This is a genomic window from Pseudofrankia sp. EUN1h (assembly GCF_001854645.1).
Lineage (GTDB): Bacteria > Actinomycetota > Actinomycetes > Frankiales > Frankiaceae > Pseudofrankia > Pseudofrankia saprophytica.
In genome coordinates this window covers 1-21,152 of record NZ_MBLN01000062.1, presented here as the reverse complement: position 1 = coordinate 21,152, position 21,152 = coordinate 1, and the positions used below count along the sequence as shown (strand labels likewise).

Below are 21,152 nucleotides of genomic sequence, written 5' to 3'. Positions count from 1 at the left end.
ATCGCCGGTCCTGCCCTCTGCTGGTCGCGGAACGGTGGCAGTCGCAACCACCCGAGGGCCGAAATCGTGATCATGGCGCGGACACGGCCGGCCACGCCTTCGCCGAGGCTCTCCTAGAACTGGGCCTCGAGCTCGAGGGCCATGGCCAGGGGGAGGTGGAGGTCGTAGCAGATGTTGCCGGCGAAGAAGCAGGAGCCGAGCGACAGGAAGGCCGGGATCGTCAGCAGCATCAGGTGGCTGGAGGCGGGCAGCGGGCGCAGCAGGGCGCGGACCCGGCGCGGGACCGGACCCGGCCGGGGGGCCCGACCGGTGCGACTGGCACGCGGGGGGCGGCGGACCGGATCGCCCCGCCGCGCGCGGCGGGACACGGTGGCCGCGGAGGGCTCCGGCTCCGCCAGCCAGTCGGGAGTGGCGATGCGCAGCGCGGAGGGAGCGGCGCCCAGCGACGTGTGACCGGCCGGGCAGCGGGAGCCGGTCGAGGCGGAGCCAGGGGACGAGGGCGGGCCGGTCGCGGCGGTGACCAGCGCGACCGTGCCGATCGCGCGGGCGACCCGCACCCGGTCGCCGACCTCGACCGCGGCGCGCTCGTCGGCCCAGCGCTCGACGCCGTACTCGACCAGCCGGGCGACAGGGCGCAGCAGCGGCTGGCCGGCGGCGGCGAGCCTCGTGGCGTCGACGTAGCGATGGTGGCGGCCGCGCAGGTGGGCGCGCTCGTGCGCGAGCACCACCCCGAGCTCGTCCGGGCTCAGCGCCGCGCGCATGGACTCGGTGACCACGATCCGGCCGGGTGAGCCGGGCAGCGTGAACGCGTCCGGGTGCTTGCCGGGGACCACCACGACGACGTCCTCGCCGGGTAGCGCGGCCGCCTCGACCCCGGCGGCCCGCAGGGCGGTCCGCTGCCGGCGCCACGCCCGCCCCGCCGAGACGCCGGCCAGGACGGCGACGAGCGCGCACGGCCCGGACAGCCACATGTCCTGGCCTGCGTCGGCCCAGGCCTCGGCGGTCCATCCCCGTTTACCGGTGTTGACCAGGGCCGTCGTCGTGTGGATGCCGCCCGCGAGCAGCACCAGGGCCGTCCCGAGCGCGAGCAGGCAGGCGGAGACCGTGAAGGCGAYGACGGCGATGCCCGCGGCCACCCGGTCCGCCAGCAGGCGCATCACGAACGTGCCGAGCAACGGAGCGACCAGCGCGCAGAGGACCAGCTCGCCGACCATCTAGCGTCCGGCCGGTGCGCGGCCGTTGCCGGAGCCGTGCCTCCCGTCCCACGGGCCTGTCGTCTCGCCAGCGCCCCGCCCGTCCTGGGGGACGCGCCCGGCGGCGCCGTCCGGCTCGTCCTCGCCCGGCGCGTGGCCGGTGGCCGGCTCGACCGGGTCGGCGGGGCTTTCGGCGAGCAGCTGGCGGATCACCGCCTCGTCGCCGGGGGAGAGCGCGGCGAGGAAGTGGGTGAGCGCCGGGCGGTGGTCGGCCTGCTCGTCGAGCAGGCGGTTCATGCGCCAGGCGACCAGGCTCGCCGCGTCGGACTCCGCCAGGTAGAGGAAGGCGCGGCCGGCCCGGCGGCGGGTGACGACCCCCTTGCCGTGCAGACGGGTCAGTGTCGTGACCACGGCGCTGTAGGACAGCGTGGCGCCGCTGGCAAGACGCTCGCGCACCTGGCCGGGGGAGAGCTCGCGGCGCGCGGTGTGCAGCACGTTGAGGATCTCCGCCTCCAACGAGCCCGGCGAGCGCCGCCGTATCCGGGCGGTGAGGACCGTGTCCCCCGCTGTCTGGTCTGTCAGGACGTCACCGCCGAAGAGGTCGGCGTCGGTCACGGCCTCGTCGAGGAGGCCACCAGCGCCCARGCGGTCGTCACCGGTATCGTCCGCGAATCCGTCGGCATCGGGAACCACGCCCACGACCATACGTATCCGGATGCGGTGACGGGAGGGCAGGTGCGCCCCTGACGCGCCGAGCCACCTGAATCCCCGGCGTGTCGCCGCGCTCGGGCGGCTGTGAGGAAGCGAACCGACCAAGCGCTTGGTTGACGGGCGATAATGCGGAGGTGGACACCTCACCGACGCGTGGTCGAACCCGGGGACGTTCCGGCGGCCGCGCCGCCGGGAGTGGGCGAGCGGCGGCGGGGGGCGAGTCGGAGCGGCGCGCGGCGATCGTCGAGATCGCCGCCGGCCTGTTCGCGGAGCGGGGCTACCGGGCGACGACGGTCCGGGAGATCGCGGACGCCGCCGGCATGCTCTCCGGCAGCCTCTACCACCACTTCGACTCCAAGGAGTCGATCGTCGACGAGCTCCTGTCGAGCTTCCTCGACGACCTGCACGCCCGGCACGCCGCGATAGCCGCCGACCAGGCGGGCCCGAGTGACACGATCGCCGCGCTGGTGCGGGCCGCGTTCGTCACGATCGCGCGGCACCGCGCCGCCGTCACCGTGTTCCAGAACGAGCGTGGCTACCTGGCGACGCTGCCGCGGTTCGCCTACCTGCGCGCCTCCGAGGCGGAAAGCCAGCGGCTGTGGCTCGCGGCGCTGCGCGACGGCGTCGCCGCCGGTGAGCTGCGCGCCGACCTCGACCCCAGGCTCACGCACCGCTTCCTGCGCGACGCGATCTGGGTGTCGGTGCACTGGTACTCCCCTGATGGGCCCCTCGGCCCGGCGGAGCTGGCCGAGCAGTTCCTCACCACTGTCTTCGACGGCATCCGCGTCCGCCCGGCCGGCTAGCGCGACACCAGCGGCCGGTGCCTGGTGCCTGGTGCCTTGCGTTTTGTGCCCTGTGCCTCGGGCCGGTGACCGCGTTGTCGCGGGGCCCACGGCAAACCAAGCGCTAGCTTGGTCTGGGCGCTAACCTGTCGGACGTGGTGTCGAGCGAGACGTCAGGGCCGACCGGCGCGGCGGGCGCGGAGGCGCCCGGCTTCCGCGAGGAGGTGCGCGCGTGGCTGGCCGACGCGCTGACCGGCGAGTTCGCGAAGGCCCGCGGCCTCGGCGGACCCGGCCGCGAGCACGAGGCGTTCGAGCTGCGCCTCGACTGGGAGCGCCAGCTAGCCGCGGCTGGCTGGATCTGTCTGTCGTGGCCGAAGGAGTACGGCGGCCGGGGGCTGTCGGTCGCCGAGCAGGTCGTCTTCCACGAGGAGTACGCGCGGGCGGACGCGCCGGCGCGGGTCGGGCTGATCGGCGACGGCATGGTCGGCCCGACGCTCATCGCCTTCGGCACCGAGGACCAGCGCCGCCGGCTGCTGCCGCCGATCCGCGCGGGCGAGGCCCTGTGGTGCCAGTTGTACTCCGAGCCGGGCGCGGGCTCCGACCTTGCCGCGCTGTCCACCCGCGCCCGCCGGGACGGCGACGACTACGTCATCCACGGGCAGAAGGTCTGGTCCTCGCTCGCCCATCAGGCCGACTGGGGGTTCGCGCTGGTGCGCACCGAGCCAGGCTCCGCGCGGCACAAGGGCCTGTCCTACCTGCTGGTCCCGATGCGCCAGCCCGGCATCGACATTCGTCCGATCGTGTCGATGACCGGCACGTCGGAGTTCAACGAGGTCTTCTTCGACGGCGCGCGCACGTCGGCGGCCAACCTGGTCGGAGCCGAGGGCGACGGCTGGCGGATCGGGATGGCCACGCTCGGCTTCGAGCGCGGCACCTTCACGCTCGGCCAGCAGGTCGGCTTCAAGCGCGAGCTGGAGCGGATCATCGCCCTGGCCAAGCGCAACGGCGGCTGGGAGGTACCGCACCTGCGCGACCGCCTGGTGCGCGCGTGGATCGGCGTCGAGATCATGCGTTTCACCGCGCTGCGCACGCTCGCGGACGCCACCGCCGACATCCCGCCCGGCCCGGCGTCGTCGATCGGGAAGCTCTACTGGTCGACGTGGCACCAGCAGCTGGGTGAGCTCGCGATGGACGTGCTCGGCGCCGAGGCGATGCTCACCTGCGGCGAGCCCTACGAGCTGCGTCCTGAGCAGTCGCTGTTCCTGTTCAGCCGGGCCGACACCATCTACGCCGGGTCGAGCGAGATCCAGCGCAACATCATCGCCGAGAGAACGCTGGGGCTGCCGCGTGCCTGACCCGAAGATCGCCGAGACCACGTCCCCGGCCACGGCTGCCGGCGCGCCCTTGGCCGCGGGCCCGCGCCCCGCGCCGGAGCCGCCGCCGGGGCGGGACCTGCTGCGCGGCAAGGTCGTCCTGGTGACCGCCGCCGCCGGCACCGGCATCGGGTTCGCCACCGCGTGGCGCGCGGCGCTGGAGGGCGCGACCGTCGTCGTCTCCGACCACCACGTCCGCCGCCTGGGCGAGGCCGCCGCGAAGCTCGGCGAGCTGACCGGCGCGCCGCCGCTGGCGGTGCCGTGCGACGTGCGCAGCGAGGAGCAGATCGGCGCGCTGTTCGACGCCGTCCACGACACCCACGGCCGGCTGGACGTGCTCGTCAACAACGCGGGCCTCGGTGGCGACGTGCCGCTGACCGAGATGACCGACGACCAGTGGTCGACGGTGCTCGACGTGACGCTGACCGGCACCATGCGGGCGACGAGGGCCGCCCTGCGCAGGATGCTGCCGGCCGGTGCCGGCGTGATCGTGAACAACGCCTCCGTCGTCGGCTGGCGCGCCCAGTCCGGCCAGGCGCACTACGCCGCCGCCAAGGCGGGCGTCATGGCGCTGACCCGGTGCGCCGCCATGGAGGCGGCCCCCCACGGGGTGCGGGTGAACGCGGTCGCGCCGAGCCTCGCCATGCACCCGTTCCTCGCCAAGGTCAGCGACGAGGACCTCCTCGCCGAGCTCTCCCGCCGGGAGGCGTTCGGCCGGGCCGCCGAGCCCTGGGAGGTCGCCACCGTCATCGCCTTCCTCGCCAGCGACTACTCGACCTACATGACCGGCGAGATCGTCTCGGTGAGCAGCCAGCACCCATAGCCGCGCCGCCGCGTCCGCGGCGCCACCAGGCCACGGCCCTGACGCCACGCCCGGGGAGCGGGCGGACGGGAGGGCCGGCGTGCCGCCGTTAGCCTACGTGCCGATGGTTACTGTGCGTAGTCGACATGGCCGGGCTGGCTGGGCTGGCTGGGCTGGCCGGGCTGTTCGTGCCGTGGCCGCGTCCCTGGTCGCCGTCGGATGCGTCGGAGCGGCCGGGGTCGCCGGCACGCCCGCCGCGTCGGCCCTCGTGGGGGTGCCGGTTCCGGCGGCCTCCGACGCGGGGCGGCTGCCGCCGTTCGGGCCGATCGGGCTCGAACGGGTGACCATCCCGCTCGGGACACTCGACGTTCCCGGGTTCCTCGCCACCGGGCCGCTGGTCGCCGCGCTCGACCAGGTGCCGGCCGGCCCCGGCGAGCTCTACACGGTGGGGCGGCTGCAGGCCCACGGGATCCGGACCCTCGACGGCAGGGTGAGCATCAGGACCGCGATCGCCGAGATCGCCCACGTCGGACCGATCGACGAGCTGGCGCCGTACCTGCCGGGCCCCGGGCACCTGGTGTTCGGCGACGGCTCCTGGGAGGTGGTGGTGCCGGGCACACCCGGTTACCTGTTCTCCCGGCCGCAGTACCGGGTCGCGGTCTTCCCGTCGTGGGGCGCCGTCGAGGTGGCCGCGCACGTGCCGGCCGCGATGGCCCCGCGGACCGCCGTGCGCGGCCTGTTCACCGGGCTGGACCCTGCCTACCTCGCGCTCATCCTGCGCGCGATGTGGCCGGCCGGCCCGCCTCGACCGGTCACCTACGCGGCGAACGACCCATGGCTTGGCCTGCTCGACCCGGGCGCCGCCGAGTGGCCCGGCGCGGACGTCGGCATCAGCCTCATGGACGTCGTCGGGCCGGCCCTGGGGCCGATCTTCGCGCCGATGCTGGCCTCGCTGAACGGCGGCGCGGATGCGCCGGCGCTCGGCCCGGAGCTGCTCGGCAAGCTCGCGCCGTTGGCGGACCAGCTCGGGCCGCTGCTGGGCAGGGTCATGCCCCTGCTCACCGGTCAGACGGTCGCCAGGTAGGCGGCCGTCTTCGCCGGGTCCATGAACCACTCGAAGAACTCGGGTGGGTTGTCGAAGCCGCTGGCGAACCGGCGGGCGACGGCGTCCTTGGCCTGCGCGGTGCCGAGGATCTGCAGCACGTGCTCCGGGGGCGGGCCGAGCAGCGCGTTCGTCCAGGTGGTCACGTACTGGGCATAGTCCCAGTACTTCTCGAAGGTCGCCGTCATCCACACGCGGTCGAACGGCTTGTCGCCGTGCTCGAGGATGCTGTCCAGATAGGACACGGCGCATTTCGAGGCGTTGTTCGAGCCCTGGCCGGTGATCGGGTCGTTGGCGACGACGACGTCCGCCATGCCGAGCACGATGCCGCCGCCGGGCAGCTCGCCGACCGGCCTGCGCACCACCGGGGTGTAGCCGCCGGCGAGCGTGGBGCGCGCGTCGGTGAGCTCCACGTCCGCGCAGCGCTCGTACTCCCACGGCAGGAAGGTCCGCACCAGGTCGAGCAGGCGCGCGAGGTGCTCGTCCGGGCCCGGCTGGTCGGACCAGCAGTCCAGCGGGCCGCCGGGAATGCCCTCGAAGAAGAGGATGTCGCAGTTTCCGCTGGTCGTGTACGCCGGAATGATGAACAGCTCGCCGACGCCGGGGACGATGTTGAACCGGACGCCCGGGTGGTCGGGATGCTCGGGGCGAGGTGCGAGGCCGTGCACATAGGCCAGCGACAGCGCACGCTGCGGGCTGGTGAACGGCGAGCGCTCCGGGTTGCGGTCAAACAGCTGGACCAGCTCGCCCTTTCCCGCCGCGACGACGACGAGGTCATAGAGCGACGTGAGCGAGTTCAGATCGGCGGTGGTGACGCCGTGAATGAGCAGCTTCCCGCCGCGCTGTTCGAAGAGCTCCGCCCAGCCCGCCATCTTCACGCRCTGGTCGATGGACTGGCCGTAGTCGTCGAGGCGGCCGAACCAGTCCAGCGCGCGGCCGCCGTCGGGCGCGGCGACCGAAACGCCGAGGCCCTCGATGCGGACGGCGTCCTTCTCCCACAGGTTCAGGCCGTGGTCGCGCTCATGCTGCAACGACGTGTGGAACATGGCCTGGGTGGACATGACGCGGCCGCCCCGGATCTCCTCCGGCGTGCGTGCCGACATCACGGTGACGTCGTATTCACGTTCCTGAAGCATCAGCGCGAGCTGAAGCCCGGACTGGCCAGCCCCGACGACCAGCACTTTACGCATGTGTTCGTGCCCTCCCAGGCTCCGTTGTCTCGGTCAGCGACATCGTGTAGAGCACAAGCTCGCGCAGTGTCGCGACGGCGGAAGCGGGATCGCGCGCGTCGCAGGTCACCAGCGGGGTTCGCGGGCTCAGCGCAAGAGCCTCCCGCACCTCGGCGAGGTCGTGCCACAGTTTTCCATCAAAAAGATTGACGGCGACGATGAAGGGCACGTCGGAGTCGTTCTCGAAATAGTTGATCGCCGCGAAGGACTGGTCCAGGCGACGGGTGTCGACCAGGACGATCGCGCCCAGTGCGCCGCGCGACAGGTCGTCCCACATGAACCAGAAACGCGCCTGCCCGGGCGTGCCGAACAGGTAGAGCACGAGGTCCGGGTCGAGCGTGATCCGGCCGAAGTCCATCGCGACGGTCGTCGTCGTCTTCCCGCCGCCGGGCGGGAGGTCGTCGACGCCCTCGCTCGCCTCGGTCATCCACGCCTCGGTGTTGATCGGGGCGACCTCGGACACCGAACCGACAAGGGTCGTCTTCCCCACGCCGAAACCGCCGGCGACCACGATCTTCGCCGAGATCGTCAGTGAACCGCTGCTTGCGTCGTCCTTATGCCTCGCGCCCGGGCGGCGCGGATCTCTGATGGTCATGTCGGCAGAGCTCACGTCCGCGTTCCTGTAGTCGTGGCGCCTGGATGTCCGGCGCGGTCTGGTGGCGGCGCACCTGGCGGCGGCCGCGGCCGGCCTCCCGTCCGCGAGAGGGCACCGGCGCGGCGAGGGCCGTCAGACGGGAAGCTCCCGCAGGCCGCTGAGGATGCGTTCGAGCACGTTGCGGTCGTCGCGGAAGGCATGCGCCGTCGGGTGGATGAGCACGGCGCCCTGCGTCRCCAGGTCACTGATCAGAACGCGGACGACACCGAGCGGAATCGCCAGCAGGGCCGACAGCTCGGCGATCGACAGCTGCGAGCGGGCGCGCTCGTACAGCGCCTGCGACTCCGGCATGAGCGCCTCGCTCAGTGCCGGGTCATACCGCGGTACGGACACCAGGGTCTCCACCAGCAGGTGGTAGCGCGACCTGGTTCGCCCGCCGGTCAGCGCGTACGGCCGAACCCGCTTGCTGCGCGCGGTGTGGACCGGCCTCGCCGGCCTCGAATCCTGCGGCACCGCCATCACGATCCCTGTCTCCTCGAAGGCCGAAGGGCGTGCGAAAGGGATCTTCCTTCGCGCGCCCGGAGGCCGTTGTCCCAGATCACTCGAGGCGGCTCAGCCGGCCGGACGGCGCCCGACGAGGACGCGCCGCAGGTCCGCGCGCCGCTCCGGCGTGAGGGCGTGCCCGGCGTGCAGCACGAACTGGGTCATCTCGTAGCCGACGACCTTCATGTCACAGTCCGGTCCGGTCAGCACCGCGAGCCCGGCGCCGGCGTCGATTCCCATGAAGAGGAAGTAGCCATGCGAGAGCCGGACGATGATCTGTTCGCAGTCTCCCTTGCCGAAGAGGACCGCGCTGTTGCGGGCGAGGCTGAGCATCCCGCTGGCGATGGCCGCGAGACGTTCCCCCTCCTCGGTGTTCATCGACTGGGACGAGGTCAGCGCCAGCCCGTCCGACGACATGATCAGGGCGTGGGTGACGCCGTGCACCTTCCGGACGAAGTCGTCGATCAGCCAGGTGAAGTCCGGGTTGGCGTGGCGGTTGTGCTCCTGGGTAACCATCGTCGGCCTCAGTCCCGTCGCAACTCGTCGAGGGCAGCCTGCTCTCCTTCGGAGAACGCGCCGAGATCCGCCAGCAGCTTCTGATGGCCGGCACGCACGTCGGCCTCCGTCGGTGCCGGGGCCGCGCCGGCGCCGGGCGCGCCGACCGGTCCCGCCGCGGCGGTCCGTGGGCCGTCCCCCTCGCCGCTCGGGTCGCGCAGGCTGTGGGACACCCGCCGCGGCAGCCCGCTCGCCGTCGTCCCGGACGCGGTCGCCGCGGGCATCGGGCCGGTGGCCGACGCCGTGAGCCCGCCGGCCGGGCGCTCGACCGTGCCCGCCGGCCGTCCCTCGCGCGCCCCCGCGACCGCGGCGGCGGTCCGCGAGCCCGCCCGGCCGTTCGGCCCCGCCCGGCTGGGCAACGCGGTGACAGCGCTGTTGCCATTGCCGTTGCTGGAGATCGCCTCGACGGAGGGTGCGGCGGCGGAGTGCGCCTCGACCGGCTCCTCGCCGGGGGCGGACGGCGGGGTGACCACGGTCCGCAGTCCCGACCAGCCGATGTCGGACAGCTCGCAGACGAGGGGAGCCGGCAGCAGGACCGTCGCGGTGGTGCCGTGCGGGTGGCGGTGGTCCAGCCAGGTCCTGATCTCGTACCTGGCCGCGAGCCGGCGCACCACGGCCAGCCCCATGTGCCGGACCGCGTCGTCGTCGAGGACCGGCTCGGCCTCCAGCCGCGCGTTGAGCTGGCTCAGCCGGTCCGGCGGGAGCCCGATGCCCTCGTCCTCGATCCGCAGCAGCGCGCTGCCCTGCTCGGTGAGGTGGGCGCCGATCCGCACCGGCGAGTGCGGCGGCGACGACTTCGTCGCGTTGTCGAGCAGCTCCGCGACCAGCCGGCTGACGTCCTCGGCCGCGAACCCGACGACGCCCAGGGCGACGACCCTCCCGACGGTGACCCGCTGGTAGTGGTCGATGGACGACATCGCGCCGCGGATCACGTCGACCAGCGACGACGTGTCCGACGTGCTGTCCCCGGCGTCGCGGCCCGCGAGGACCCGCAGGTTCTCGGCGTTGCGCCGCAGCCGGGCGGCGAGGTGGTCCAGCCGGTAGAGCTCCGCCAGCCGGTCGGCGTCCTCTTCCCGGGACTCCATCTCCTCCAGCTGCGCGAGCAGCGAGTCGACCAGGTTCAGATCACGCAGCGCCAGATCGGCGCAGATGGCGCCCAGCGCCTCCTCGGCCTCCGTCGGCCGGCCGCCGGCCCCGTCGGCCCGGCGGGGCGCCCCCGTGCCGGCCGGCGTGCCGGTCCGGGGAGGGCCGGGTCTTGGCTGCTGCGGGCCGAGCAGCTGCGAGGCCGCCGCGCGGGGGCCGCCCAGCAGCGCACGTGATCGGTTCAGGAGTTCCCGAGCCCGCGTCGTCATCCCACCCCGAGCGCTCTCTCGTCGTGTCCGGCGTTCCCCACGTCCCCTCGCCGACACGGAAAGCGGCGGAGGACGGACGCCAGGGTGGCGTCCCTCCGTGGTGCCCGCGCGCTCGCCCTCGCCGACTTTCCCCCGTTGGCGGCTTTCAGGGTTACTGACCGTTATTGTCCGGTGCGTTCCGTATGAGCCTACCGGTCGTCATCCCTGGCGTATCGCGCGCATCGGACAGACCACGTGGGACAACACGCGGCGTACATGCCGCGCTGGCGCGGCTGCGACGCAAGGGGGAAGGCCGCGTTCACGCATCGACAACCAAAACACGACAAAGCGTCCCCAACGGGACTCGGGTCGCAAAATACCGGGTCGAAAGTCCCGGCAGCCGGCATTCGCGCGTTCACAGTCCCAGCCGGGCACGGCCAGCGCGCCCCGCTACTCGCCAGTCTTTCGTCACCAACTGTGCAGGCCGCGAGCTTGCCGCGCCGACCACACCCGCCGACCGGCCGACGGGTAGGCCGTGGCGTAGCGTGCCCGGCGCCCCACGGCCGGCCGGACGGGCTCAGCCGACCGGCCGCGCCCCGGCGGCGAGCCGGGGGAGTACCGCCTCCGCGTAGAGCCGCAGGCTCTCCCAGCCCTTCTCCGGCGGCATCCCGCCGCACAACGGATGCAGGACGGTGACCGGTGGCATTCCGCCCTCGGCGACGTTGCCCGCCCGTTCGACGCACTCGTCCGGGGTGAGGATGCGGTAGCGGCCCTCGGCGCGCAGCTCCTCGAGTGTCGCCGCGTGCGAGTGCGCCGCCGACGTCTGCCCCGCCGGCTGCCAGGACGAATAGAGCAGCGCCTCGTGCAGGAAGTACTCGCCGAGCTCGGCCCAGGCCTTCTCCGGGTCCTCGGCGACATGCACGAACGCCGTGTCCGCCGGCGGCATGATGACGAACCCGGACGTGCCGTGCTCGGCGCACTGCTCGTAGTAGTAGGCCTCCAGGTCCGGCAGGGTGTTCGGCGGGCAGAGCGGCAGCCCCAGCCGGGCGGCCCGGCGTGCCGACGCCCGAACCGACCCGCCGACCCACATGAGCTGAGCCGGCGCGCTGGCCGGCGGCGGCGTCACGCGCACCGTGCGGCCGCGGTACTCGAACGGCTCGCCGGTCCAGGCGGCCAGGATCGCCGCCAGCGACTCGTCCAGCAGCGCCCCGCGCCGCGACCAGTCGAGCCCGGCGTCGGCGTACTCCTCTGGTCGGTACCCGAGGCCCGCGACGGCGGTGAGCCGTCCCCGGCCGGCGAGGTCCAGCACCGCGAGCTGCTCGGCCAGCCGCAGTGGGTCGGAGAGCGGCACCAGCAGCGCCTGGACGATGACGTGGACCTTCTTCGTCGCTCCGAGGACGAGTCCCGCGTTGGTCAATGGCGCCGGGCTCCAGCCGTTGTCGGCGCCGTGGTGCTCCTCGAGGGAGACCATCGCGAACCCGTTCTCGTCGGCGTACCGGGCCATCTCGACGCCCGCCTGGTAGGACGCCGCGAGCGCGCCCCGGTCGAGGCCAGGCACCGCGAAGTTGAACCGAAGCACGGACAGCATGAGGACAGCCTTTCGTGGGAGGTCGGCCGCGCCTGGAGGCCCATCAGGCGCCTGGCCGAAGGGTGCGCGACGATGGCGGAGCCTCGCGCGCCTGGAGGCCCATCAGGCGCCTTGGCCGAAGGGTGCGCGACGATGGCGGAGCCTCGCGCGCCTGGAGGCCCATCAGGCTCCGTAGACAGGTTCGGCCGGGGGTGTGGCGGCGAGCAGCTTGTCGACGGCGGGACCGACGTCGGCGGGGTCCCAGCGGGCGGCGCGGTCGACCGGCACGCCGTGGTGCCAGCCGGCGGCGACCGCGATCCTGCCGCCCTCCACCTCGAACACCTGCCCGGTGACGTGCGCCGACAGCTCGCTGCCGAGCCACACCACGAGCGGCGCGATGTTCGTCGGGTCCATGGCGTCGAACCCGGACTCCGGCCGGTCCATGGACGCGAACACGCCCTCGGTCATCCGGGTGCGCGCCGACGGCGCGATCGCGTTGACCGTCACCCCGTAGCGGGCCAGCTCGACGGCCGCTGTGAGCGTGAGCGCGGCGATGCCGGCCTTGGCCGCGCCGTAGTTGGCCTGCCCGACGCTGCCCTGCAGGCCGGCGCCGGAGCTGGTGTTGACGACCCGGGCGTCCGGGCGCCGGCCAGCCTTCGCCTCGTCACGCCAGTAGGCGGCGGCGTGCCGCAGCGGGGCCGCGTGCCCCTTGAGGTGGACGCGCACCACCGCGTCCCATTCCTGCTCGGTCATCGAGACGATCATCCGGTCGCGCACGAAACCCGCGTTGTTGACGAGCACGTCCAGCCGGCCGAAGGCGTCGAGGGCGTTCGCCACCAGGGCCTTCGCGCCGTCCCAGTCGGCGACGTCGTCGGTGTTCGCGACCGCCTCGCCGCCGAGCGCCCTGATCTCCTCGACGACGGCCCGGGCCACCGGCTCGCCCGCGGCCGCCCCGTCGCGGGCCACGCCGACGTCGTTGACGACGACGCGCGCACCCTGGCGGGCGTACTCCAGCGCGTGCCCACGGCCGATGCCGCGGCCGGCGCCGGTCACGATCACCACCCGGCCGGCGCAGATCCCGCTCTCGCTCACCCTGGCCCACCCTTCACCTCGGCGCCGATCGCCGATTGCCCACCGGCCCGGCGCGAGCCCGAGCCCGAGCCCGGTCGGAGTTTCTCGCGGTGGCCGTCGACGGCTGGTAACTTACCCAACCAAGCAAGCGCTTGTGTAGATGTTCCTCTCGGAATCCGGCCGATCCGCCCGCGGGGCGCGGGCCGGTACCTGGCCGCGCCTGACCCGCGCCCGGACCGACCGGACGACAGATGACTGACCAGACGGCACATGTCTGGCCAGATGACAGATCACTGACCGACGACACAGGGACGGTTGATGGGCGCCAAACTGGCCACAGTCTCCGACGCCGTGGCGGTGGTCGAGAGCGGCATGACGGTCGGCATCGGTGGCTGGGGATCGCGCCGCAAACCGATGGCCCTGGTCAGGGCGCTCGCCCGCGGTCCGGCGACCGACCTCACGCTGGTCACCTACGGCGGCCCGGACGTGGGCCTGCTCGCCGCCGCCGGCAAGGTCCGCAAGCTGGTCAGCGGCTTCGTCTCGCTCGACTCGGTCCCGCTGGAGCCGCACTTCCGCGCCGCCCGCCAGCGCGGCGAGATCGAGTTCGCCGAGCTCGACGAGGGCATGCTGCAGTGGGGCCTGCTCGCCGCCGCGCACCGGCTGCCGTTCCTGCCGATCCGCGCCGGCCTCGGCTCCGACGTTCCGGCCACGTTCGCCGGCCTGCGTACCGTCACCTCGCCCTACGACGACGGTGAGGAGCTCCTCGCGATGCCGGCGCTGTCGCTCGACGTGGCGTTCGTGCACGCGAACCGGGCCGACGCGGCCGGYAACGCCGCATTCCTCGGCCCGGACCCGTACTTCGACGACCTGTTCTGCCTGGCCGCCCGGCATCGGGTGCTCTCCTGCGAACGGGTCGTCGAGACCGCGGAGCTGACGAAGGAAGCCCCCGTCCAGGCCCTGCGGATCAACCGGATGATGGTCGACGCCGTGGTCGAGACGCCGAACGGCGCACACTTCACCAGCTGCGTGCCCGACTACGACCGGGACGAGGCCTTCCAGCGGGCATATGTGACCGCCGCCGGCGGCAACGGCTCCAGCTGGGCGGCGTTCCAGGACCGCTATCTCGCCGGTGACGAGGCCGCATACCAGGCCGCCGTCCGCGCCGACCACGGTCCGGCGCGGGGTGCGGGCGACCGCACCCCGGAGACGCAGGAGAAGGAGGGCGCGCGATGACCCAGCTCGACGCGACGACGGCCGCCGCCGGGACCGATGACGCCGCCGGGACCGCGGCGCGCGCCGCCCGGCGGGCGGACGTCTGCGCGCTCGCGTGCGCCGAGGCGTTCCGCGGCGACGGCGAGATCCTCGCCAGCGCCTTCGGGACGGCGCCAGCGCTCGGCGTGCGCCTGGCCCGGCGCACCTTCGCCCCTGACCTGCTGCTCTCCGACGGCGAGGCGATGCTGCTGGCCGACCCGCCGCCGCTCGGCGCGGCTCCGGCCGGCGCCGTCGTCGAGGGCTGGCTGCCGTTCCGCTCGGTCTTCGACGTGGTCGCCTCCGGCCGCCGCCACGTCATCATGATCCCGTCGCAGCTGGACGCCCATGGCAACATGAACATCTCCGCCGTCGGGCCGCACGGCCGTCCCAAGGTTCAGCTCATCGGCACCCGCGGCGCCCCGGGCAACACCGTCAACCACCGCACCAGCTACTGGGTGGCGCGCCACAGCCCGCGCGTGTTCGTCGAACGGGTGGACGTCGTCTGCGGCGTCGGCTACGACCGGGCGCAGGCCGCCGGGCCGGCCGCGCGCCGTTTCCACGGCCTCGGCCGCGTCGTCACCGACCTGGCCGTGCTCGACTTCGCCGCCCCCCAGGGTTCCTCCCCGATCGACGAAGCCGATCGGGGAGGTCAGCACCGGCTGCGGCTCGCCTCGGTGCACCCCGGCGTCACCGTCGACGAGGTCCTCGCCGCCACCGGCTTCGCGCTCGCGCTGCCCGACGGCGGCCCTGGCGCCGTCCCGACGACCGCGACTCCGACCTCGGCCGAGCTGGACCTCCTCGACGCGTTCGACCCGACGGGCCTGCGCTTCCGGGAGGTGCCGGCATGACGGCCCCGGCGGCGGACCCGAGGCTCCAGACGGCGTTCACCCAGCTGACCGGCGTCCGGTACCCGATCGTGCAGACCGGGATGGGCTGGGTCTCCGGCGCGCGGCTGACCGCCGCGACCGCCGCCGCCGGGGGGCTGGGCATCCTCGGCTCGGCGACGATGACCCTCGACGAGCTCGCCACGGCGATCCGCTCGGTGAAGGAGCGCACGGACGCGCCGTTCGGCGTCAACCTGCGCTCGGACGCCGAGGACGTCGAGGACCGGGTCAGCCTCATGATCTCCGAAGGGGTGCGGGTCGCGTCGTTCGCGCTCGCGCCCCGCAAGGATCTCTTTCTCCGGTTGCACGATGCCGGCATCGTGACGATGCCGTCCGTCGGCGCCCGCCGGCACGCGGAGAAGGTCGCCTCCTGGGGAGCCGACGCGGTGCTCGTCCAGGGCGGCGAGGGCGGCGGCCACACCGGCGCCGTCCCCACGTCGCTGCTCGTGCCGCAGGTCGTCGACGCCGTCGACATCCCGGTCGTCGCCGCCGGCGGCTACTTCGACGGGCGCGGCCTGGTCGCCRCCCTCGCCTACGGCGCGGCCGGCATCGGCATGGGCACCCGCTTCCTGCTGACCGCCGACAGCACCGTCGCCGACAACGTCAAGGCCCACTACCTCGCCGCCGGCCTCGACGGCACCGTCGTGACCACCCGGGTCGACGGCGTCCCCCACCGGGTGCTGCGCACGCCGCTCGTCGACGGGCTGACGGCGGCCAGCCCGCTCACCCGGCTGCCGCGCGCGGTCCGCAACGCGGCGGCGTTCCGCCGGCACACCGGCGCCAGCTGGCGTGGGCTGCTGCGCGAGGGCCGGGCGTCGCGGGCCCACGGCGGCCTGTCGTGGAGCCAGGTCCTGATGAGCGCGAACACCCCGATGCTGCTGCGCGCGTCGATGGTCGAGGGCCGCGCCGACCTCGGCCTGATGACGTCCGGACAGGTCGCGGGGCTGATCGACGACACGCCGTCGGTCGCCGAGCTGGTCGAGAGGATCATCGCGGAGGCCACAGGGGTGCTCGACCGCCTCGGCGGGATGGGTCAGCTCCGCGCCGTCGAGGCGGTCGCGTCATCCGGGGCCGGCGCGTCGACCGAGGACGGGCGCGCCCGATGACCACGGGGCGTCCGGCGCGTTCCGTCGAGTCGGCGCCCCTCGCCGAGCCGGCCTCGCCGCCAGGACGGACGCCGCCGGGGCAGATGCCGCCGGGGCGAGAGCCCGCGCCGGGGCCGCTGACGCTGACCGGGCCGGACGAGCTGCGGACCTCGGCGAGCTGGATGGTCGGCCCCACGGACCTGTTGGTGGTCGGCGCCGACCGGGTCGACGGGTTCGAGGCCGCCACCGCCGGTCCGCGACCCGGCTGGGCGGCCGGCGCGCTGGGCGCGCCCGGGCGGCCCGGGTCGGGGGCCGAGCGGCCGGTGCCAGGGCTGCTCCTGCTCTCGCTGGTGAACTTCGTGCTGCCCAGGCTCGTCGACGTCCGCGGCTTCGCGATGGGTGTCAACTACGGCACCGGCGCGGTGCGCTTCCCGTCGGCGCTTCCCGTCGGCGGCGCCGTCCGCGGTGGGCTGGTCATCCTTGACGTGGCCGACGTCCCCGGCGGCCTCCAGGCCACCTACCGCGTCACCCTGACGGCTGAGACGACTGGCCAGCCCGTCTGTGTGGCCGACGCTCTCGCCCGTTACCTGGTGTGAGGGGGCAGGCCCCGACAGGCCCCGACGGCCCCGACGGCCCCGACCAGGGCGGCTGGCAGCTGGGCACGACCGGCGTGAGGATGCCCGTCAGGCCGGCTTGCGGGCCACGGCGGCCCAGACGCCCGCAAGGTCCGGATCTTCGGCGCGCCAGTGTGGCGCGAGTGCGACGCCGGGGTCGAGCAGCTCCCACCCATAGAAGAACCGTTTGATCTCGTCGAGCGGGCGCGGGTAGAAGTGCTCGACCATCGACGTGAGCGGCCGCGAGTAGCCCGACGCGTCCAGCGTGGTGACGGCGCCATCCAGGCTCGGGATCTCGTCGGCGATGCCCAGGTGGGTGAGCACCAGGTAGCTGTTGGCGGGCAGCGCTGCGGACAGGGTTCGTACCGCCGCCCAGGGACCATCTGCCTGGTGGAGATAGTGCATGATCCCGGCGAGGACCAGCGCGACCGGTCGAGTGAAGTCGAGGATGTCCGCCGCGCGGGTGAGAATGTCGGCGGGTTCGCGGACGTCGCCCAGCAGGTAGTCGGTGGTCCCCTCGGGGGTGCTGGTCAGCAGCGGCCGCCCGTGCGCGAGCACGATGGGGTCGCGGTCGATGTACACGACGCGGGCGTCCGGCGCCGCCCGCTGGGCGACCTCGTGGGTGTTGCCGGCGGTCGGCAGGCCCGCGCCGATGTCGAGGTACTGGCGGATTCCGCGCTCGGTGGCCAGCAGGTGCACGGCTCGGCCCAGGAAGTTCCGACCAGCGCGGACGTTCTCGGTGATCCAGGGCGCCGAGGCAAGGATCGCCTCGCCTGCCGTGCGATCGGCGGGGTAGTTATCCTTGCCGCCCAGGAAGTAGTCGTGGACGCGGGCGCCGTGCGGGATGTCGATGCGTAGGTCGACGAAATCGGCGGGTTCCGCGGGTTCCGCGGGTTCACCGTCCGAGCGTCCAGTGGGCTCGTCGGTGGGAGCCGATCCGGTGTTCCCCGTCGTGTTCTGGGCGACGTCGCTGTCGGCCATGGGACCCCCCGATCTCCATCCCTACAGAGTGGACAACGTGGATGCGGGCCTGGAAGGCCGGCTCGTAGCTTGGCGCTGGCGGACGACATCCGCGAACAGATCTGAAGCGGGCCAATGCAACGCATCCTGAACAGTTGCCGCGAATAGTAACGATCGCGAGTGACAGGCGCCACACCGGGTGCATCGGTGGCGCCGAGGTCATGACTCGTCCAGGCCGGCTGGTGATACCTGGCAGGCGATGGACGGTGTAGGCGCGCGAGCTACGTAACAAAATTGGACATCTCGCCCGACCGTCCGGTAACGATGGGAGATCGCCCTTTCCGATCTGGTCGGGCTGCTCCGCCGCACCGTGGCCGCCCGACTGGCTGGCTGGTTTCGGTCGGTTCGATGCTCCGATACGGCGCGTGCGCCTGCGGGGTGTGGGGCGCGGGCCTAGAGTAGAACAGGATCTAGTTTCTTGACGGTCGGCGGACTGGTTGGCGGCGAGGAGGCTGCGGTGAGCGAGGCCGTGACTTCGGCGGCCGCGTCGCCGTCGCCCAAGGGCGTACCGGCGACGACGGCCACGCCGTCCCAGCAGGCGCGCCGGGAGCGGATGCTCACGGCCGCGCTCGCCCTGGCCAGCCGGGGCGGCTACGACGAGGTGCAGATGCGCGAGGTGGCCGAGCAGGCCGGCGTCGCCCTCGGCACCCTCTACCGCTACTTCCCGTCCAAGGTGCATCTGCTGGCCTCGGCGCTGGCACGCCATCTCTCCGGCCTGCGCGAGGCGGTGCTGCCCCAGCCGACCGGCTTCGAGGACCCGGCGACCAGGGTGCTCGCGATGATGAACCGGATGGTCGACGAGCTCAGCCGCGACCGGCTGGTGGCCGAGGCGCTGATCCAGGCGATGACGCTGGCGTCGGCCACGATCGGCACCGAGATCGACGACGTGGACGAGGCCATGATCGGCCTCATCGGTGTGGCCGCCTTCGGCCCGGACCACGTCATCGACGAGCGGGACAAGCTGATCACCAACATCATCGGCAAGGTCTTCCTCAGCGACCTGCGGTACTGGCTGGGCGACCGGATGACCCTCGACGGCGTCCGCGCCTCGCTGGCCGACACCGTCACCGTCGTTCTCGCCGGCCAGCAGGCTCTCAGCAGGTAGTTCTCGGCGCCTGCCGACCCCTGACGTGAGGGGTTGCATTCGACAACCGCACCGTTACGATCAAGTAACCGAGCCGTGTCCGATGAGTACCCCGCCGGCCATGAACACATCTGGAGACGATCCGCGAGCCCTTCGGTTCGACGAGGCAACCTGACACCGGAAACGAGCACAGRCCGGTGGCGAGCCCGGTTTTTTCCGCCTGCGCGGAGAAGGGACGCCAACCGTGACAACCGCCGCTTTCCCCCTGGATTCCCGGTCGTCCATCAGCCCGTTGCACCGCCTGTGGCGCCGGCAGCTCCACAGCTATCCGGCAAACGCGCGGCGATACCTCTACTTATGCATCGTCGTCGTCGCGACCATCGTCCAGTACTACGAGCTCTATGTGCAGGGCGCCGTCGCCCCCGCGATCCTGCGGCAGTACGACATGTCGTTCATGTTCTACGTCTACACGACCGGTGTCGCCAGCGTGGTGGGCGCGCTCGCCTCGCTGGTCGCGGGCCTCGCGGACCGGTGGGGCCGGGCGAACCTCGTCGCCTATGGCCTGGGGTTCACCGGGGCCATCATTCTCTTCGGCCTGCCGAACGCGCCGAACAAGATGACGTTCGGCGTCCTGGTCGCGCTGCTGAGTCTCGTCGAGGGCATGATCCTGGTCGCGACCCCGGCGTTGGTGCGGGACTTCTCGCCGCAGGTCGGCCGTGCCGCGGCGATGGGTTTCTGGACGCTGGGGCCCGTGCTCGGCAGCCTCGTCGTCTCCGCGGTGGCCAGCAACACTCTGCGCCACCTGCACGCCTGGCAGGACCAGTTCTACATCTGCGGCGTGGCCGGCCTGGTCGTGTTCGTCGTGGCCCTCGTCGGGCTGCGGGAGCTGTCCCCGCCCCTGCGCGACCAGCTGATGATGTCGCTGCGCGACCGGGCGCTGGTCGAGGCCCGGGCACGCGGGCTCGATGTCGAGGCGGCGCGCAGGAATCCGTGGCGCCAGGTGCTGAAGCCCGACGTCATCGGATCGGCGTTCGCCATCGCCGTCTTCCTGCTCATCTACTACACGGCGGTCGGGTTCTTCGTCGTCTACTTCGAGACCACCTTCAGCCTTACGGACCAGGACGCCAACGGCGTGGGGAACTGGATGTGGGGATTCGAGGCCATCCTGCTGGTAGGAATCGGGTTCGCCTCCGACAGGCTGCGGGTGCGTAAACCGTTCATGCTGGTCGGCGCGCTCGGCACGATCGCCATGACCCTCGTCCTGCTGAACCAGACCGGCCAGGCACACACGGGTTACTACCACCTGGCCTTCATCCTGATGGGCCTGGGAGCGTTCCTGGGAGTCACCTACGCGCCCTGGATGGCGAGCTTCACCGAGACGGTGGAACGGCGTAACCCGGCGCTGACGGCCACCGGACTGGCGGTGTGGGGCCTGATCCTGCGCCTCATCGTCGCGGCGCTCGCGTTCACCGCGCCGCTGGTCGTCAACGCGCTGGACCCGCTGGTGGACAACGGGCCGCGGGCTCAGGCCATCCAGGCCCAGTACGGGCCCCAGCTCGCGACGATCCAGCTCATCGACCCCGACACGGCCGCGGCGCTCGCGAAGAACCCGAACGACCTGACGGCGGGGCTCAAGGCCGCGAACGAGGTCGCCGCCGGAGCGCACCTCACCCAGGCCGAGGCGATCCAGCGGCTCCTGGACGCGAAGAAGGTCCCGGCCGCCGACCTGGCCTTCCTCCAGGAACACGGCCAACAGGTGGTCGACGCCCAGCGGAAGGCCCCGGACCAGTGGCGGACCTGGTTCTGGATCTGCCTGGGCGGCCAGGTCGTCTTCATCCCGCTGATCTTCACGATGGCCGGTGAGTGGAACCCCCGTAAGGCACGGGAACGCGAACAGGCCCATGAGCGTGCCGTGGCCGCCGAGACCGCACGCCTCGGTCTGACCGCGGACTGATCGGTCTGACCGCGGACTGAGGTATCGAGGTATCGAGGTATCCCGGCCTCCCCGACCGGCGACGTCGGTCGGGGAGGCCCGCATTCGAGAGGTCCACATATCGCTTTATGCCGGACTGGCCCGCCGGTGCGTGGGGGCCGTCACATCCATGAACGCAGCGTGCGGGACCCGTGAACGCCACGCACCAGGTGGGAACCGACCGGTCACGTAAACGAGCGACCGGTGCATGGCGAAAACCCCCCTGCACGGCGCGCGAGAATTTCCGGCTGATTTCTGGCACCGCGCGTTTCGGTGAGGCCGGAAATGCGCGAGTGGGGTGGGTCACGTTGTTGTTGGGGTTTGCCAGCCCGCCGGCTGGCTGTCATGGTGTTTGCAGTGCCCGATCGGGGCACACGCCGGGCGGGAC

Annotated in this window: 20 protein-coding genes; 10 read left to right on the top strand and 10 right to left on the bottom strand. The window is 72.7% G+C overall.

The window, feature by feature from the left end; genetic code table 11:
* Window positions 1–113: 113 nt before the first annotated feature.
* Window positions 114–1,214 carry a M56 family metallopeptidase gene (locus BCD49_RS22820; RefSeq protein ID WP_071041887.1) on the bottom strand — a complete coding sequence of 367 codons (1,101 nt, stop codon included), beginning with the start codon at window positions 1,212–1,214 and terminating at the stop codon, window positions 114–116.
* Complete coding sequence (locus tag BCD49_RS22815) at window positions 1,215–1,886, bottom strand: BlaI/MecI/CopY family transcriptional regulator (RefSeq protein WP_232794186.1); 672 nt, start codon at window positions 1,884–1,886, stop codon at window positions 1,215–1,217.
* 152 nt (window positions 1,887–2,038) lie between these two features.
* Between BCD49_RS22815 and BCD49_RS22810 the strand changes: the two genes are divergently transcribed.
* From BCD49_RS22810 to BCD49_RS22795, 4 genes are all read left to right on the top strand, one after another.
* Window positions 2,039–2,707 carry a TetR/AcrR family transcriptional regulator gene (locus tag BCD49_RS22810; RefSeq protein WP_007515164.1) on the top strand — a complete coding sequence of 223 codons (669 nt, stop codon included), beginning with the start codon at window positions 2,039–2,041 and terminating at the stop codon, window positions 2,705–2,707.
* Window positions 2,708–2,841: 134 nt separating this feature from the next.
* A complete protein-coding gene (locus tag BCD49_RS22805; protein ID WP_007515165.1) occupies window positions 2,842–4,041 on the top strand; it encodes an acyl-CoA dehydrogenase family protein in 1,200 nt (399 codons plus the stop codon).
* Between the two features lie 49 nt (window positions 4,042–4,090).
* Window positions 4,091–4,882 carry an SDR family oxidoreductase gene (locus tag BCD49_RS22800; protein WP_027141044.1) on the top strand — a complete coding sequence of 264 codons (792 nt, stop codon included), beginning with the start codon at window positions 4,091–4,093 and terminating at the stop codon, window positions 4,880–4,882.
* 172 nt (window positions 4,883–5,054) lie between these two features.
* Window positions 5,055–5,945, top strand: a complete 891-nt coding sequence (locus BCD49_RS22795; RefSeq protein WP_232794185.1) for a hypothetical protein — start codon at window positions 5,055–5,057, stop codon at window positions 5,943–5,945.
* Here BCD49_RS22795 and BCD49_RS22790 read toward each other — a convergent pair.
* From BCD49_RS22790 to BCD49_RS22760, 7 genes are all read right to left on the bottom strand, one after another.
* Complete coding sequence (locus tag BCD49_RS22790) at window positions 5,927–7,153, bottom strand: styrene monooxygenase/indole monooxygenase family protein (protein WP_071041886.1); 1,227 nt, start codon at window positions 7,151–7,153, stop codon at window positions 5,927–5,929. The genes BCD49_RS22795 and BCD49_RS22790 overlap by 19 nt on opposite strands.
* The gene (locus BCD49_RS22785) at window positions 7,146–7,802 is read right to left on the bottom strand and encodes a GTP-binding protein (RefSeq protein ID WP_007515170.1); all 657 of its coding nucleotides are present in this window, start codon (window positions 7,800–7,802) and stop codon (window positions 7,146–7,148) included. Before BCD49_RS22785 ends, BCD49_RS22790 begins: the two co-directional genes overlap by 8 nt.
* 117 nt (window positions 7,803–7,919) lie before the next feature.
* Window positions 7,920–8,306, bottom strand: coding sequence for a DUF742 domain-containing protein (locus BCD49_RS22780; protein ID WP_071041885.1), 387 nt, complete (start codon window positions 8,304–8,306; stop codon window positions 7,920–7,922).
* Between the two features lie 93 nt (window positions 8,307–8,399).
* Window positions 8,400–8,846, bottom strand: a complete 447-nt coding sequence (locus BCD49_RS22775) for a roadblock/LC7 domain-containing protein (protein WP_007515172.1) — start codon at window positions 8,844–8,846, stop codon at window positions 8,400–8,402.
* Between the two features lie 8 nt (window positions 8,847–8,854).
* Window positions 8,855–10,237: a sensor histidine kinase gene (locus BCD49_RS22770; protein WP_027141043.1), complete on the bottom strand. Its 1,383-nt coding sequence runs from the start codon at window positions 10,235–10,237 to the stop codon at window positions 8,855–8,857.
* Between the two features lie 556 nt (window positions 10,238–10,793).
* Window positions 10,794–11,804, bottom strand: a complete 1,011-nt coding sequence (locus BCD49_RS22765; RefSeq protein WP_007519756.1) for an LLM class flavin-dependent oxidoreductase — start codon at window positions 11,802–11,804, stop codon at window positions 10,794–10,796.
* Between the two features lie 162 nt (window positions 11,805–11,966).
* On the bottom strand, window positions 11,967–12,875 hold the full coding sequence (locus BCD49_RS22760) for an SDR family oxidoreductase (protein ID WP_007519758.1): 909 nt from the start codon (window positions 12,873–12,875) through the stop codon (window positions 11,967–11,969).
* Between the two features lie 297 nt (window positions 12,876–13,172).
* Here BCD49_RS22760 and BCD49_RS22755 point away from each other — a divergent pair, with 297 nt between their 5' ends.
* The 4 genes from BCD49_RS22755 to BCD49_RS22740 are packed head-to-tail and all read left to right on the top strand — an operon-like array spanning window position 13,173 to window position 16,670.
* Window positions 13,173–14,087 carry a CoA transferase subunit A gene (locus BCD49_RS22755; RefSeq protein WP_007519760.1) on the top strand — a complete coding sequence of 305 codons (915 nt, stop codon included), beginning with the start codon at window positions 13,173–13,175 and terminating at the stop codon, window positions 14,085–14,087.
* Window positions 14,084–14,953 (top strand): CoA-transferase subunit beta, encoded by an 870-nt coding sequence (locus BCD49_RS22750; protein WP_007519761.1) that lies wholly within the window; start codon window positions 14,084–14,086, stop codon window positions 14,951–14,953. The genes BCD49_RS22755 and BCD49_RS22750 overlap by 4 nt, the downstream gene beginning before the upstream one ends.
* Window positions 14,950–16,095 (top strand): NAD(P)H-dependent flavin oxidoreductase, encoded by a 1,146-nt coding sequence (locus BCD49_RS22745; RefSeq protein ID WP_083401636.1) that lies wholly within the window; start codon window positions 14,950–14,952, stop codon window positions 16,093–16,095. The genes BCD49_RS22750 and BCD49_RS22745 overlap by 4 nt, the downstream gene beginning before the upstream one ends.
* Window positions 16,092–16,670, top strand: a complete 579-nt coding sequence (locus BCD49_RS22740) for a hypothetical protein (protein ID WP_007519764.1) — start codon at window positions 16,092–16,094, stop codon at window positions 16,668–16,670. The genes BCD49_RS22745 and BCD49_RS22740 overlap by 4 nt, the downstream gene beginning before the upstream one ends.
* 87 nt (window positions 16,671–16,757) lie before the next feature.
* On the opposite strand, the gene BCD49_RS22735 is transcribed toward BCD49_RS22740, so the two are convergent.
* Window positions 16,758–17,669: an SAM-dependent methyltransferase gene (locus BCD49_RS22735; RefSeq protein WP_007519766.1), complete on the bottom strand. Its 912-nt coding sequence runs from the start codon at window positions 17,667–17,669 to the stop codon at window positions 16,758–16,760.
* Between the two features lie 496 nt (window positions 17,670–18,165).
* Here BCD49_RS22735 and BCD49_RS22730 point away from each other — a divergent pair, with 496 nt between their 5' ends.
* On the top strand, window positions 18,166–18,813 hold the full coding sequence (locus BCD49_RS22730; protein ID WP_007519768.1) for a TetR family transcriptional regulator: 648 nt from the start codon (window positions 18,166–18,168) through the stop codon (window positions 18,811–18,813).
* 223 nt (window positions 18,814–19,036) lie between these two features.
* A complete protein-coding gene (locus tag BCD49_RS22725) occupies window positions 19,037–20,746 on the top strand; it encodes an MFS transporter (RefSeq protein ID WP_007519769.1) in 1,710 nt (569 codons plus the stop codon).
* Window positions 20,747–21,152: the final 406 nt, after the last annotated feature.

Coding starts and splice junctions, on each gene's coding strand:
- BCD49_RS22770 (WP_027141043.1), bottom strand. CDS start 10,237: ATGACGACGCGGGCTCGGGAACTCCTGAACCGATCACGTGCGCTGCTG.
- BCD49_RS22735 (WP_007519766.1), bottom strand. CDS start 17,669: ATGGCCGACAGCGACGTCGCCCAGAACACGACGGGGAACACCGGATCG.
- BCD49_RS22775 (WP_007515172.1), bottom strand. CDS start 8,846: ATGGTTACCCAGGAGCACAACCGCCACGCCAACCCGGACTTCACCTGG.
- BCD49_RS22750 (WP_007519761.1), top strand. CDS start 14,084: ATGACCCAGCTCGACGCGACGACGGCCGCCGCCGGGACCGATGACGCC.
- BCD49_RS22765 (WP_007519756.1), bottom strand. CDS start 11,804: ATGCTGTCCGTGCTTCGGTTCAACTTCGCGGTGCCTGGCCTCGACCGG.
- BCD49_RS22740 (WP_007519764.1), top strand. CDS start 16,092: ATGACCACGGGGCGTCCGGCGCGTTCCGTCGAGTCGGCGCCCCTCGCC.